Genomic DNA, 15,838 nt, shown 5'->3' with positions numbered 1-15,838 from the left:
GGCGAGGGAACGAGGATTTCCCTCGCCACCATTGTTGCGCGCGAGAGACATCATGATCCAAGACGAACCGGTTCTCGACCTAGCCCATCTCGGCCATCTTGAGCTGCTCACGCCCGAGCCGGAGGAGAGCCTGCGCTTCTTCGTCGATGTGCTTGGCATGACGGAGATTGGACACCAAGGCGACTCGGTCTATCTCCGCGGATGGGACGATTACGAGCGTCACTCGCTCAAGCTCACGGCGTCGAGGAAGCCGGGTATGGGCCACATGGCGTTCCGCGCGCGCAGCCAAAAGGCGCTGGAGCGCCGCGTCGCTGCCCTGAAGGGCTCAGGCTATGAGATCGGCTGGAATGACGGCGATCTCGGTCACGGGCCCGCTTTCCTCTGCCGCGATCCGGATGGGCACGTCATCGAGCTCTATTACGAGACCGAGTGGTACCAGGCTCCGCCGGAGCTGAAGCCGGCCTTGAAGAACCAGGCCCAGCGCTTCCCGGCCCGGGGAGTTAACGTCCGCCGGCTCGACCACCTGAATTGCCTTGCCGCGGACATCCGGGCCAACCGGATCTTCTACGAGACCTATCTCGGCTGCCGTCTCACGGAGCAGATCGTCCTCAATGACGGTACCGAGGCGGGCATGTGGATGACGCTGACTAACAAGAGCTATGACTTCGCCTTCACGCGTGACCATACCGGCGCGAAGGGCCGGTTCCATCACCTGACCTACGCCCTCGACAGCCGCGAGGATGTCTTAAGAGCAGCTGACATCTTCCTGGAAGCCGGGGTGCCTATCGAATCCGGCCCGCACAAGCACGCGGTTCAGCAGACGTTCTTCCTCTATGTCTATGAACCTGGGGGGAATCGGGTCGAAGTATGCAATGCCGGCGCTCGCCTTATCCTGGCTCCAGACTGGAAGCCGATCGTCTGGACCGAGGAGGAGCGAAAGAAGGGTCAGGCCTGGGGCATGAAGACGGTCGAGTCATTCCATACCTATGGAACGCCACCCATCGACTATGACGATTGAAGCTGTTCACCGAGGATCTACCTCCGCCCGCCGTAGAGGCTTGAGGTCGGGTCCTCAACGCGAACAGGGCGGAATGTTAACTTTACCGAAACATTAACGCCTCTCTCAGCACAACATTGCGTTGACTCATAAGAAAATATTTCCGAATTCTAGTGTAGCTCTATGCAGATACTCATGGCGGATTGGGCGATCACTGAGGTGAGACCGACCCAAAGGCATGATGCCGCCCCGCCATACCGGTGAGAGCCCGGTATATTCCACCAAAGCCATCTTCAGTATTTTTTCGGCCGAAAGGCCATTGGTAGCGTTATGGATCGGTCCGCCGTTTCTTCCGCGGCACCATCGGTGGTGTCCGCCGGCCCTTGGCTGACACGCCCGTTCAGAGGTCTGATCGGCCGCTTCGGAATCATGTTCCTGATCCCGGTGGTCGAGGCAACCCTGCTCATCACCCTGCTGGCTTTGGCTCTCCCTGTCGCCCTGCTGCAGGTCTATGACCGTATCCTGCCGAACAAGGGCGTCGGCACCCTTGCGGTGCTCGCGACGACGGTCGCGATTGCAATTCTGATGGAGGCGCTGTTGCGCCATGTGCGCGGCCGGGTGCTGGCCCGCGTCGCAGCAACGTCCGAGGCTCAGGCGCATCGGCAGGCCATGCAGTGCCTGCTGAATGCCCCCCTGTCGGCTCTGGAGGCCCACGGCAATGGCTACTATGCCGAGCGTCTCTCGGCTATCGGCACTTTACGTGAAGCATGGTCGGGGCCTGCCCTGCAGGCAATGCTCGATCTTCCTTTCGCGCTGCTCTACCTCGTCGGCATCTGGTACCTAGCCGGCCCGCTTGTTCTGGTGCCACTGACGCTGCTGACGGGTGTCGCATTCCTGGCTGCGCTGACTGGCCGCCGCGTGCGCCGCGCCGCCCATGACCTCGCCCTCGCCGAGGAGCGCCGCTTCAACTTTCTTTTCGATACCTTGAGCTGCATCCATTCCATGAAGGTGCTGGGAGCCGAGCCCTTGCTTGAGCGCCGCTATGAGCGCCTCCAGAACGGCTCCGCCCAACTGCGCCGGAGACTGTCGCATGCGATCTCGGCCGGGCAGGAAGGCGGTATGCTGCTGGCCCAGGTTGCCACGGTGGGCGTGGCAGCCTTCGGCTGCCACATGGTCCTGAACGGGCAGCTCAGTGTCGGCGGCCTCGGCGCCTGCACCATGCTGGTCGGCCGTACGATGCAGCCTCTGCTCGGCGGAGTCGCCCTATGGTCTCGCCTGCAGTCGCTGAAAGAGAGCAAGAGGCGTGTGGCCGAGATCGGCGCGCTACCGCAGGAGCGCAGTCTCGAACGGAACTCGCTGCAGGTCTCGGCAGGGCACGTCTTTTTGCAGGACGTCCGCTTTCGGACGCCTCGCTACTCCGAATGGCTGTTCGACGGTCTCGATCTGGAGGCGCAGCCCGGTGAGATCGTCGGCATCACGGGTTCCAACGGATCCGGCCGTTCTGCGCTCTTGCGCCTGATCGCGGGTGATCTGAAAGCGACGGACGGACACGTCTATATCGACGGGCAGGATCTCGCCGAGGTCGATACCGGGCCGGCACGTCGGCTGGTCGCTCTGGTTCCACCGGATCCGGCATTGGTGCGTGGCACGCTGCTGCAGAATCTGACCATGCACCAGCCGCAGCGCGAAGCTCTGGCCTTACACTTGGCGACCGAGCTAGGTCTCGATCAGGTTGCCAGCGCCTTGCCAGGTGGCTGGCACACCCAAGTCGGCGTAGCCGCGACGCCCTTGCCGCGCGGCGCAGCCCAGCGCATCGGTGTCGTCCGCGCACTCGTCGAGGAACCGCGCATTCTGCTCCTCGACGACATCACCTCGCAGATCGACGGCGACAGCGACGCACGCCTTGCGCGCCTGCTGGCGGACTTGCGGGGCAGGGTGACGGTGATCATCGTCACCCACCGCCCATCCACCTTGAACATCGCAAATCGGGTCTATGCGATTCGCGACGGCCGATTGGAGCGCATGTCATGAGCCTGATCAGGGAAGACCGCTCGCACCGCCCGCTGGAATTGCCCGAGGATTTGCTGGCGCCTTCCGATCTCGCCCGCTGTCTGACGACCATGCTGTGGTTGATGGAATGGTCCGGCAGCGCAGACGACCTGCTGTCAGCCCTGCCGCATGTCAAGCCGGATATCGACCTCACGGACGTGCGGAATACCCTCGCCATCCTCGGTTATCCAACCCGCATGGAACGCCTCTCGCAGGGCGCCTTGGACCCGAGGCGATTGCCCGCCATCCTGCTTCCCTCCGGCGGCGCGGCCGCCATCGTCTATCGGGATGAAGAGGGCCGGGTCCTGCTGATCGACGGTGCGACCGGTGCGGTGCATCCCTGCGACCCCAAGGGCCTGCGTGGCACCATGATGCTGGTCATCGATACGGATGCCGGAGCGCCACGTCAGAGCTGGTTCAGCGGCATCGCACGAAGGTTCAGGGGCGATCTTCCGGCCCTGCTCGGCATCAGCGGGCTGATGGCGGTACTCGGGCTCGCTGTGCCCATCTTCACCATGGCGGTCTTCGACACGGTAATCGCCGGCTACAGCCCGGAAACTCTGCCGATGCTGGTTGCAGGCGCCGCAGCCGCCATCCTTCTGGAGGTCGCTTTCCGGGCCATCCGACAGCGGGCTCTGCTCAGCATCGCCGAGCGGCTTGATCGGCTTGTTCCAAGTGCTGTCTTCACGCAGCTGATGTCGCTGCCGACTGCACTGGTCGAACGGGCCGGAACGGCCTCTCAGGTATCACGTCTACGGGACTTTGCGGCTATTCGCGAATTCCTCACAGGCAGCTTTGCCGTCGCACTTCTCGACATGCCTTTCACGCTGCTCGTCATCATGCTCATGGTGGTGCTGGGAGGTTGGATCGCCGTAGTGCCGGTGGGCACGGCAGTGGGGTTCGTCATCCTCTACTTCATCTCACGCGGACCGATGCGGCTGGCGATCGAACAGGCGGCTCGCGCCAACCAGATGCGGGAGGCGCTGGCTGTGGAAGCCCTCGAAACCGTACGGACCCTGAAGCTCGTAGGCGCCGAGGAGCGCTGGATCGATCGTTATTCCAATGCGGCGGCGGCAGCGGCCGTATCCTCGGCACGGGTCAGCACCCTGTCGGGCTCGGTGCTTGCCACAGCTCAGGCTCTCGTGACGCTGTCTGGGCTGGCCGCAGTGGTGATCGGTGTCCTCTCGGTCCTGGGCGGAGCCATGACGGCTGGTGCGCTGATTGCCGGAATGATGCTGATCTGGCGTGTTCTGGGGCCCATGCAGACCTGCTTTGTGATGCTCTCCCGTTGGGAGCAGACGCAGGCCTCCATCCGTCAGGTTGACGGGCTGATGGCTCTGGAGACGGAGCGGCCTCCACCGCTCGAAGCCCGCATGGCGCCGCCGGAACAGGGGGGCATCGTGTTCCAGCGCGTGACCCTGCGCTACCTGCCGCAATCGGAACCTGTCCTGGCCGGCGCCAGCTTCTCCATCCAGCCTGGCCAAGTTGTGGCAGTGACAGGCGCCGAAGGAAGCGGCAAGTCGACCCTGTTGCTGCTCATTGCCGGTCTCTATAGGCCGCAAGGTGGATTGGTGCGCATCGACAGCCACGACGTGCGATCCTTCAATCCTGCCGTGCTCCGTCGCAGCATAGGCTGGGTGCCGCAATCGCCGGGACTTCTCTACGGCACCGTGGCGCAGAACCTGCGACTCGCCCGTCCCAGTGCGTCCGACGCGGATCTGCGCAATGCAGCCGCGGAGGCGGGCGTTCTGGAAGCCATCGAGGCCTTGCCCCAAGGCTTCGACACCCGCGTGGGTGACAACCAAAGTGGCCGCCTGCCGCGCAGCATCCTGCAGCGTATCGCTCTCGCGGCGGCTTTGCTGCGCGATGCGCCGATTCTGCTGCTCGACGAACCGGTTGCTGGGCTCGACGACGCGTGCGCCAAAGCCTTCACCGACGTCATTGCTTCGCGTCGCGGCCGCTGCACCATCCTCATGGCGACGCACCGGCCCAGCCACATCCGCCTTGCCGATCGCGTCCTGCGCCTGCGCGACGGGCAGGTGGAAGAACTCGACCAACAGACGGCTCCTCCCGTCGGTCCCCGCCCCACGCGAGCCCCGATCGGCTCCTCTGTGGCGAATGCCGCCTTCGGGAACCTGGCTGCCGCCAACAGCTCGAAAGTTGCATGATGAGCAAGACCGCCAGCATCAACGGCGAAATCCTTCCCGCGACGGTGGATCGTCCCAGTCTGCCGCGTGCCAGCCGCCAGCCGCGTCCGGACAGTCATGTGCTGGCGCTCGAAGAGCTGCGCGTCCGCGGACTGGAACGCACCGTTGTCCTCGGGGCCGGCTTTCTGGTAGCTGCAGGGCTTACCTGGGCGTCCCTGGCCCATGTGCCGGAAGTCGCCGTCAGCGTCGGTGAGATCGCCCCGGCGACTGCGCCTGCACCCGTCCAGCATCTCGAAGGCGGCATCGTCGCCGAAGTGCTCGTAAACGAGGGCGAAGCGGTCGAGGAAGGGCAGCCCCTCCTGCGCATGAACGATGCGGTGGCGCAGACCGAGCTGTCGCAGTCGCGGCATCGGCTCGAATCCCTGCAGCTGCAAGCGCAGCGCCTCGCGGCTGCTGCGGACGGCAATGTGGTCGCCATGGACACGCTCGGTCGCCAGGGGCCGACCGCCGGTATCATCGCACATGCGGGTGGGGATACGCAGAGCGTGCCGCCCCTGACCTCCGGTCTCTTCCTCGAGCCGCAGCGCGCGGCTCTGAATGCACGCCTGCGGGCGCTCGCTGACCGTGTTTCGGTTCTGCAGGAACAGGTGGCGCAGCGGCGCGGTGATCTGGCAACGCTGGCCGGGCAGATCTCCGCCGTGCAGGAGCAGATGGAACTGCACTCCAAGGAACTCGGGATCCGCGAGGACCTCGCTCGCAACGGCCTGACGACCCGCCTTTCCGTGTTGGAGGCGCAGCGTCTCTTCATGAGCGCGAAGGCTGAGCACGAGCGGTTGACCGGCCAGCGTGCCACGGCGCAGCGCAGTCTGGCCGAGGCTCAGGCCCGCGTTGCCGAGGCGCAATCCGCTGCGGTCGACGAGGCACGTCAGGAAGCCGCGCGGGTCGCGCTGGAGATTGCCGAGACGAAGGAGGTGGTCCGCAAGCTGGAGGATAGGGCAGAGCGCATCCAGCTGCGGGCACCGATCGGCGGTGTTGTGCGCGGCCTCGCCGTGCATCGTCCCGGAACCGTGCTGCCGCCTGGAGGCCTGGTGGCCGAGATCATGCCGCGGGATACGCAACTCGTGGCGGATGTGCGGCTGATGCCGCGGGATATCGGTTTCATCGAGGTCGGCCAGCCGGTCCATGTGAAGGTCCAAGCCTTCGATTATGCCCGCTTCGGCTCGGTCGAGGGAACGGTGGAGCGGGTTTCGGCCGGCACCTTCCTCGACGAGCAGCGGCAGCCCCATTACCGCGCGCGCATCGCGCTCAAGCAGCAGCATGTCGGCCAGGATCCGCGCCATGCGCAGCTCGTCGCCGGCATGACCGTCCAGGCTGACATCACCACGGGCACCAAGACAGTGCTGCAATACCTGCTGAAGCCGATCTATTCGGCCATGGCGGCATCCTTCCACGAGCGCTGAGCACATCCATGACGCAGCAACCGGATCTGACCATTCCCTTCGACGCCAGTGTCGTCGATGAGGAAGCCCTGCGCGCCCTCCGTGCTGTGCAGCGTGCGGTTCCCATCGGGGACGGCGGTGCCAGCGGCAATCTCGTCGGTGGAACGGAGGCTGTTGCAGCTTTCGGCATGGTGCCGGGCGCTCCATCGGGAGGCGCCTCAGCCCGGTCGAGCGGGATAACGTCTCTGCCTGCGGATCAGGCGCCTCGGACCGTTGACGTATCGCTTGAGAGTTTGGACGTTCCTCCTCCTTCACGCCCGTCGGCGGATTTGAATTCGGCATTGCCCGATATCCCTTCTGTCACTGCCTCAACAGCGCCTCATACTGCCCCGGCGTCGAGAACGGCAGCTTCAAGCGGGTCCTCCAGCGCTCCGCCTGCCATGACCGGTGCAGCCTTCGAGCCCGAGCGTGTGACGACAAGCACCCCGGATCCCGACGAGGGGGCTGTGGTTGCGCCACCGCGTGAGGATCAGCCGGCGCCCGAAGAGCCGCAGGATAGGGCGGCCGCTTCCCCGCTTGTGCAGGTCAGAGATGCGGATGGGCAGGAGGATCAGCCGATTGCTCTCGACCTTTCGGCAGTTCTTGCCGATACGGATGGATCGGAAGTTCTGTCGGTCAAGATCTTCGGCGTTCCCGAAGGCGCGTCTCTGACGCATGGCACGCGTCAGGCCGACGGCAGCTGGGACGTGTCTCCCGGCGATCTGCAGCATCTGGGCCTTATTCCACCACCGAACTTCTCAGGCACCCTCAACCTGACCCTGCGCGCCACCTCGCAGGAGGAGAATGGCGGGACAGCGATTGTCGATGCGACGCTCCAGGTACGGGTTCATGCGGTGGCCGATGCCCCCGGTGTGACGGTCACTGATGCCTATGGCCAGGAGGATGCCCCTGTAAGCCTCGCCGGTTTGGGCGGTGCATTGCGTGACACGGACGGCTCCGAGAGCCTCGGCTTCGTGCTGAGCGGTGTGCCCGCGGGCGCCACGCTGAGCGCCGGCACCGCGCTCGGCAACGGGCGATGGGCCTTAACGCCGGCGCAACTTGAAGGGCTGTTCCTGACCCCGCCGCCGCAGACGTCCGGATCGTTTACCCTGACTCTCACGGCCGTCGCGACGGAGAGCGAACCGGGTGTTCCCAGCGCGCGCACCTCCGCCACGTTCACGGTGACCGTCGATCCCGTTGCGGATGCCGGCTCCGTCACCGGTGCCAGCGCGGGATCGGAAGATGCGCCGATCCTGATCCGGCCGACTTTCATCACTCCAGATGCGGATGGTTCCGAGACATGGTCCGAGTTCACCCAAGTGGCCGGCCTGCCACCAGGGGCTTCTTTGAATCGCGGCTCCGAGATCGCACCGGGTGTGTGGCAGGTCTCGACGGCGGATCTGCAGGCCGGGCTTGTGTCCGTTCGGCCGGCCGAGCACAGCGACGACGATTTTACCCTCACCCTCACAACGACGCTGATCGATCATGCGAACGGCACGAACGTCAGCCGCGTCGTGACCGGAACCCATACCGTCACTGTCACGGCTGTGGCCGATTCTCCCGTGGTATCGGCCGCTGATGTGTCCGGGGACGAGGATCAGCCGATTCCGCTCGATCTCTCGGCCAATCTCGTCGATGCAGACGGTTCGGAGTTTCTTTCGGTGAGCATCCTCGGCGTGCCGGTCGGCGCGTCGCTCTCGCATGGTTCACGCCAGTCCGACGGCAGTTGGAGCGTGTCTCCCGCTGATCTCGCGCATCTTTCGGTCACACCGCCCAAGGACTTTTCCGGTACGATCAGCCTGACTCTTACGGCTACTGCGACCGAAAGCGAGGCGGGCGTTCCGAGTGCTCGCACGTCCACGACGTTCACCGTGCGCGTCGGTCCGGTCGCCGATGCTGGTACGGTGGCGGGCACAAGCGAAGGATCGGAAGATACCGCGATCCTTGTCCAGCCGACTTTCATCACGCCTGACGCGGATGGTTCGGAAACATGGGGTGAATTCACCCAAGTGGCAGGTCTGCCGTCCGGGGCTTCGCTCAATCGTGGCACCGAGGTTGGACCGGGTGTGTGGCAGGTATCGACCGCCGATCTGCGCGCCGGGCTCGTTATGGTCCGCCCGGCCGAGCACAGCGATCAGGATTTCACCCTGACACTGACGACGACCCTGACGGACAGCGCGAATGGTACGAATGGCAGCCGCGTGGTGACGGGGACCCATACGGTCGCCGTGGCAGCGGTTGCGGATGCTCCGCAAGTCTCGGCGGCGGACGTGTCGGGTGATGAGGATCAGCCGATTCCACTCGATCTCTCGGCCAATCTCGTCGACAGCGATGGATCGGAAATCCTGTCGGTGAGCATCCTTGGCGTGCCATCCGACGCCTCGCTTTCGCATGGCACGCGCCTGCCCGACGGCAGCTGGAGCGTCCCTCCCGCCGATCTGACTCATGTGACCATCACGGCGCCAAAGGATTTCTCGGGCACGATCGACCTGACCCTTCAGGCGACAGCCCGCGAAACCTCCAATGGCTCGACGACGACGCGGAGCACTGCGTTCCAGGTGAAGGTCGACAGCGTGTCCGACATGCCACTGGTCGGCGTCCATGACGCATCGGGCCATGAGGACAAGTGGACGCCCCTCGACCTCTCCGCCGCCCTGACCGATACCGACGGTTCGGAGAACCTGTCGGTGAGCATCATCGGTGTTCCCGCTGGCGCCTCGCTGTCGCACGGAAGCCGTGCATCGGATGGCAGCTGGCATGTCGATCTAAAGGATCTTGCCGATCTCTCCATCCTGCCGCCGGAGAACTTCTCCGGTACGATCGGTCTGACCCTGCGGGCCGTTTCGTTGAGTACGAACGGCGTGACGGCGACGACCGATGCTCCTTTCAAGGTGCACGTAGAGGCCGTGGCCGACGCTCCGGATGCCGGTGCCCACGACACGGCGACGAGGGAAGACCAGCCCATTGCGCTTGATCTCTCCGCGACGCTGACCGATACCGACAAGTCGGAAGTGCTCTCTGTCGTCATCGAAGGCCTGCCGAAGGGCGCGCAGCTGTCCGCGGGTGCCGACAACGGCGACGGCAGCTGGAGTCTCGCGCCATCGCAGCTCGCCGGGCTGACAGTGACGCCGCCCGCCGACTGGAGTGGCACCATGGAACTCACACTGGTGGCCCAGTCGCGGGAAACGTCGAACGGATCGACGGCGACGACCCGCGTCCCCTTCAAGGTCGAAGTCGAGGCAGTCGCCGATGCTCCGCAGATCGTTGCCCATGACGTCGCGGGTCTCGAGGATACGCCGGTTGCGCTCGACCTTTCGGTGGCGCTGAAGGACAAGGACGGATCGGAGCTGCTCTCGGTCACCATCTTCGGCGTGCCCGCCGAGGCCTCTCTGTCTCACGGTACACGCCAGCCGGACGGCAGCTGGACCGTCTCCCCGTCCGACGTGCAGCACCTGAAGCTCACGCCCCAGAAGGACTTCTCGGGACCGCTGAACCTGCGTATCGAGGCAACGTCGAAGGAGGGCAATGGCGATACGGAAACCAGCACGGCCGCCTTCCACGTGCAGGTCGGTGCGGTTGCCGATACCCCGGACGTGACGGTGGTGAACTTCTCCGGCCGCGAGGACGAGCCGGTTACTCTCAAAGGCCTAGGCGGAGCTTTGCGTGACCTCGATGGCTCAGAGAGTCTGAGCTTCCTGCTCACAGTGCCTGCCGGCGCGAAACTCAATGTTGGGATCAAACAGGCTGACGGTCGCTGGCTTCTCACGCCCGCCCAGCTCGACACTGTAGTCCTTACGCCGCCTGCGAATGTCTCCGGGCCCATCAGCCTGACCCTCACGGCCGTCGCCACGGAGAGCGACCCGAGCGCCCCCACAGCTCAGAGATCCGCGCCGTTTACCGTGAATCTCGATCCAGTGCTGGACAAGGGCACCATCAGCGGATCGATCACCGGCAACGAGGATACGTGGATCACGCTTCGTCCGACGTTCAATACCCCTGACAGAGACGGATCCGAAAAGTGGTCCGACACCACGCAGATCATTGGCGTTCCGGCCGGAGCGACGCTCAGCCGCGGGACGCTGGCGGACGGGGTCTGGACGGTCTCCACGGCGGATCTCCGGGCCGGGCGGGTGCAGATCAAGCCGCCGGTGAACAGCGATGAAGATTTCGCCCTGACGTTCAAAGCGACACTGAGCGACAGCGGCAACGGGAAGACCGTCAGCCAGGAGGTCACGGGATCCTACGGCGTCAAGGTTACGGCAATCACCGACGCTCCGAACGTGACCGCCATGGCCGTGTCCGGGAACGAGGATCAGGCGATTGCGCTCAACCTCTCGGCCTCGCTCGCCGACACGGACGGATCGGAAACCCTGACCGTCAGGATTCTCGGCGTACCAAGCGGAGCATCTCTCACGAAGGGTGTGCTCCAGTCCGACGGTTCCTGGCACGTGGATGCGAAGGATCTCCCGAGCGTCTCCATCAAGCCTCCGGCGGATTTTTCGGGCACGCTGAACCTGAAGATCGAGGCGACCGCGAAAGAGACCTCGACCGGCAAAACGGAAGTGCGGGAGGTGCCCTTCCAGGTTACGGTCGATGCCGTTGCCGACGCGCCGGGGCTTCGCGTTGCTCCAGCCGTGGGTGACGAGGACACCGCCATTCCCCTCAACATGGCGGCTTGGACCACCGACCGGGATGGTTCGGAGAAGATCGTCGTCTTCCGGATCACGTGCATTCCGAACGGCGCGGTGGTGCGGGCAGGCGGTGTGGAACTCGCCGTGGTCGACGGGAGCGTGACGGTCGATCCAGCCCTCGTGAACCGCCTCACCATCACGCCGCCTGCCAACTCCGACAAAGATTTCACGGTGACGGTCGTCGCCATTTCGGCGGAACCCAACGGCAGCAAGGCAGAGAGCCAGCCGCGAGACATTCCGGTGACGGTGCGGGCCGTGGCAGATGCTCCCGTCATGGACGTGACCGGCGCCAGCGGCTTCGAGGACAGCCCGATCGCTCTCAATCTCACAGCCACTCTGCCGGACAATGACGGCTCCGAGGCGCTCAGCTTCGTGATCAGGGGCGTGCCGGATGGCGCTACACTGTCCCACGGTACCTATCGGGGGCCGGGCGTCTGGTCCTTGACGGCCGACGAGGCCAAGGTGGTGACGTTGTCGCCGCCGGCCAACTTCTCGGGAACCATCAATCTCTCTGTGACGGCAATCTCGCAGGAGGAGCGGGGAGGCGACGAGGCAAAGACTCCGGTCAATTTCCCCGTCGAGGTGAAGGCGGTTGTGGATGCTCCCGCTGTCGGCGGTCTCGACGGGGCCTCCGGCAACTGGGGCACCATGCACGGAACCGAGGATCAGCCGATCGCGCTGCGCCTCAATCCGGGCCTTCGGGACAGCGACAACTCGGAGAAGGTTGTCGGCGACATTCTCATCAGCGGGGTTCCCGACGGCGCCGTGCTGCGTCTGGCGAACGGCACCGTCGTTACGGCCGATGGGAGTGGGATCTACAGGATCGCCGCAGCCAATATGACCGGTGTGACCCTCACCATGCCTCACGACAGCGACAGGGCTGCTACTCTGCGTGTCACGATGACGATCGAGGACAGCGGCGGCGTACGGGCTACGATCGGCGGGCAGATGGTGGTGGACCCGCTCGGGGACGCCGACACGCCCGTCCTGACGATAACGGGATCGAACGGCACGGGCCACAATAGCATAAACCCGGATGATGGCCGGATCCCACTCCACATCACGGCAGTTCCTGGCGATACGGATGGTTCCGAGACGCTGCATATTTGGGTGCGGAACGTGCCGAATGGGGCGACCCTGTCGGCTGGAATCCCCGCTGGCAACAACCTATGGCTGGTTCCAGTCGAGGCTCTTCCCACTCTCTCTATCCGTCCGCCTGCCGGATATACGGGAACCTTCAATCTGACGGTGACTGCAGTCGGGGTCGAACGCGAGGGTGACCAAGCCGCTCGGACCGAGTTGGTCCCGGTGACGGTCACGGCGCCCATCGGTGGAGGAACAGGTGGCGACGGGTCGGGTACGGTGCCCGGCGCAGCGCCGGTGGCGCAGGCTCCTGATCTGATCGTCAAAGACGCTAAGACGGACGAGGACGACAGCGTCGTTTTGACTATCAAGGCCAAAACCGATGACAAGGATCACGGTCGGGAAACCCTCGGCATCCGGATCGAAGGCGTGCCGGATGGCGCACGTCTGTCGGCCGGCGTGAAGGATCCGGAGACCGGAGCGTGGGTCCTGCGCCCTGATCAGCTGGATAAGTTGACCCTGACACCACCGGCGGATTTTTCGGGCACGATTAAACTCCATGTTGTGGCGATCTCGACAGAAGCGACAGGCAGCCAGACGAGCACAGCGTCCGATCTGAATGTGAACGTGGACGCCGTTGCCGACGGTGCCGTCATCAGCGCCAATCCGCCCGCGGGCATCGAGGATACGGGGGTGCCGCTGAATCTCTCCATTGCGGCCGGTGATCGGGATGGGAGCGAGACCGTCACGTCGATTGTCATCTCCGACCTTCCCAAAGGCTCCCGTCTTGAGGGGACAGGGCTCATCGAGCTCGGTGGCGGAAAGTGGCAGGTCGATCCGGCAAATCTCGCGAGCCTGCGCTTCGTGCCGCCTTCTGACGCCTACGGGACCTTCGTCCTGAAGGTCGAGGCCACGACACGGGAAGCGAGCAACGGCGACACGCAGGCGACGACCCGAACGGTTACCCTTTCGGTTGCACCTTCCGCCGACGCTCCCGTCGTCACGGTGAAAAACGCGACCGGTGATGAAGATGGCACGATCAAGCTCGATCTCACGGCCAGTCTCACGGATAAAGACGGCTCGGAAGTGCTCTCGGTGGTGATCGACGGATTGCCGGAAGGTGCGCGCCTCTCCAAGGGTATCAACAACGGCGACGGGAGCTGGACGCTCACGCCTTCGCAGCTCGCCGGATTGACCGTGACTCCACCCGCCGACTGGAGCGGGACCATGAATCTGACGATGCTGGCGCACGCACGGGAAACGTCCAATGGCTCTGTGGCCACAACCCAAGCCTCGTTCCAGGTGCAGGTGGATGCCGGTGCTGACGCGCCCGTCGTGAGCGCCCGCGACGTCTCAGGCCTGGAGGACCAACCGATTGCCCTGAACCTCTCGGCCATCCTGACGGACCGTGACGGCTCGGAGGTGCTGTCGGTGGTCGTCTCAGGTCTGCCGGCTGGGGCCACCCTCACGCATGGAACGCCTCAAGCGAACGGGACCTGGATCGTTTCCCCGTCCGATCTGCCGCGGCTCGCCGTGACTCCGCCGGAGAATTTCTCCGGCACGTTCTCGCTGACCATCCGTGCGACGTCTCAGGAGACGAATGGCGAGACTGCCGCGAGCGAAGCGACCTTCCGCGTGCAGGTCGATGCCGTGGCTGATGCGCCGGATGTGACGGTGGTGAATATCTTCGGCAATGAGGATACGACCATCTCCCTGGCGGGCTTGGGCGGCGCGTTGCGCGATACGGACGGCTCCGAGACCCTGACCTTCGTGCTCAGCGGGCTGCCGGCGGGCGCGAGCCTCAACGCCGGTACGAAGCAGGCCGATGGCAGCTGGCTGCTCACACCGGCGCAGCTCAACGGCCTGACCTTCACCCCGCCGGCGCAAGTATCCGGCTCATTCACCCTCACGCTGACCGGCATATCGACCGAGAGCTCCGGAAAGACCACGGCTCATACGGCCCGAGATTTCACCATCAGCCTTAATCCGGTGGCCGATGCGGGCACGATCAGCGGCGCAAGCACGGGGGACGAGGACACCAGCATCTTGCTGAACCCGACCTTCACGCTCCTGGACAAGGACGGATCCGAATCCTGGTCGGAGTTCGCCCAGGTGTCGGGGCTGCCGAACGGGGCCAGCCTGAACCGTGGTTCAAAGCTTCCGGATGGTACCTGGCACGTTGCGACCGCCGACCTGAGCGCCGGTCTCGTGAGGATCAACCTGTCGGAGCATAGCGATGCGGATTTCACGCTGACCGTGAAAGCAACCATCACGGACACCGGCAACGGCGTCACCGTGAGCCGGGAGGTAACCGGAACGCATGCGGTGACCGTGAATGCGGTTGCCGACGCGCCTGGGGTGATCGCCAACGATGTGGTGGGGCAGGAGGATCGTACGATTCAGCTGAACCTGTCCGCTGCCCTCGTGGATGCCGACGGTTCCGAGACTCTGTCGGTCAGCCTTCTTGGGATCCCCGCAGGCTTCAAGCTCTCGCACGGCGAGGCACTTGCCAACGGCGCGTGGAGGGTGCCTGCGGGCAGCCTAGCCGATCTGCAGCTCATTCCACCTCAGGACTGGAACGGCACCCTGAACCTCACCCTTCAGGCGACCAGCACCGAGGCCACCGGCCCAACCGCAACGAAGACGGTGCCCTTCGCCGTGACGATCGCTGCGGTGAACGATGCTCCGGAACTGGCGCTGACCGCGCCGGCCCATGCGGAAGCCGGCGCGCATCAGGCCGACGCGATCGGGCTCGCACAGGCCAGCGACATCGATAGTCCGCAGCTCGGCGGCGCCACGATCACCCTGACGGGAGGGCAGCCCAACGACCGGCTCGATTTCGAAGGCTACGTCCTGCATGCCGAGGACGGGCGCGTGATGATCGGAAACACGGGAATCGAGATCGTGGGCGGTGGATTTTCCGCCAGCTCGGGCACCCTGACCCTGAGCGGCCATGCGGCGCCTGGGACCTATGCGGCCGTGCTGCAGTCCCTGGTGCTCGAAAGCGAAAATGCATCCGGCCTCGCTGCCGGATCGCGCAGCATTTCGGTAACCCTGCGAGACAGCGACGGCGCAGTCTCGACACCGACTACCGTCGAAGTCGTCGTGGACGATCTGCCGCCGGGCCAAGCTCACGCCCCCGCGGCGGATTTCGGGACTACGCAGGATCTGGCCGGCTCCGACATTCTCCTGATGATGGCGGAGGGCGGAACCGACCCAGGTCATGCGGCAACCGGCACATGGACGGACCAGATCGGTGCTAATGATTCCACGTCGACGGCATCGCATCCTCCGGTGGATCTCCACCAACCTGCCTCGGACCATATCCAACCTATCGACGACCTCCAGATCGACACGGCCCGATCCCATTGGGCCTGAGGACGGGAAGGCACA

At 64.7% G+C, this 15,838-nt stretch carries 5 protein-coding genes; all 5 read left to right on the top strand.

All coding sequences use genetic code 11. The features are described from left to right. The first annotated feature begins 55 nt into the window (after positions 1 to 55). The 5 genes from VB672_RS18370 to VB672_RS18350 all read left to right on the top strand — a co-directional run bounded on the left by VB672_RS18370 (position 56) and on the right by VB672_RS18350 (position 15,823). Complete coding sequence (locus tag VB672_RS18370) at positions 56 to 1,018, top strand: catechol 2,3-dioxygenase (RefSeq protein WP_329785709.1); 963 nt, start codon at positions 56 to 58, stop codon at positions 1,016 to 1,018. 408 nt (positions 1,019 to 1,426) lie between these two features. Further along, positions 1,427 to 3,028 (top strand): peptidase domain-containing ABC transporter, encoded by a 1,602-nt coding sequence (locus tag VB672_RS18365; protein WP_329785647.1) that lies wholly within the window; start codon positions 1,427 to 1,429, stop codon positions 3,026 to 3,028. Further along, complete coding sequence (locus VB672_RS18360) at positions 3,025 to 5,214, top strand: peptidase domain-containing ABC transporter (RefSeq protein ID WP_329785646.1); 2,190 nt, start codon at positions 3,025 to 3,027, stop codon at positions 5,212 to 5,214. Before VB672_RS18365 ends, VB672_RS18360 begins: the two co-directional genes overlap by 4 nt. Beyond that, positions 5,211 to 6,653 (top strand): HlyD family type I secretion periplasmic adaptor subunit, encoded by a 1,443-nt coding sequence (locus tag VB672_RS18355; protein WP_329785645.1) that lies wholly within the window; start codon positions 5,211 to 5,213, stop codon positions 6,651 to 6,653. The genes VB672_RS18360 and VB672_RS18355 overlap by 4 nt, the downstream gene beginning before the upstream one ends. Positions 6,654 to 7,072: 419 nt before the next feature. After that, a complete protein-coding gene (locus VB672_RS18350) occupies positions 7,073 to 15,823 on the top strand; it encodes an Ig-like domain-containing protein (RefSeq protein ID WP_329785644.1) in 8,751 nt (2,916 codons plus the stop codon). The last annotated feature ends 15 nt before the right edge of the window (positions 15,824 to 15,838 follow it).

This window comes from Microvirga sp. CF3016, assembly GCF_036314085.1.
Classification (GTDB): Bacteria; Pseudomonadota; Alphaproteobacteria; order Rhizobiales; family Beijerinckiaceae; genus Microvirga.
This window is presented reverse-complemented; position numbering and strand designations above follow the sequence as displayed.

What these genes read in the sequence shown, in the direction of transcription:
- VB672_RS18355 (WP_329785645.1), top strand. Translation starts at nt 5,211, where the DNA reads ATGATGAGCAAGACCGCCAGCATCAACGGCGAAATCCTTCCCGCGACG.
- VB672_RS18350 (WP_329785644.1), top strand. Translation starts at nt 7,073, where the DNA reads ATGACCGGTGCAGCCTTCGAGCCCGAGCGTGTGACGACAAGCACCCCG.
- VB672_RS18365 (WP_329785647.1), top strand. Translation starts at nt 1,427, where the DNA reads ATGTTCCTGATCCCGGTGGTCGAGGCAACCCTGCTCATCACCCTGCTG.
- VB672_RS18360 (WP_329785646.1), top strand. Translation starts at nt 3,025, where the DNA reads ATGAGCCTGATCAGGGAAGACCGCTCGCACCGCCCGCTGGAATTGCCC.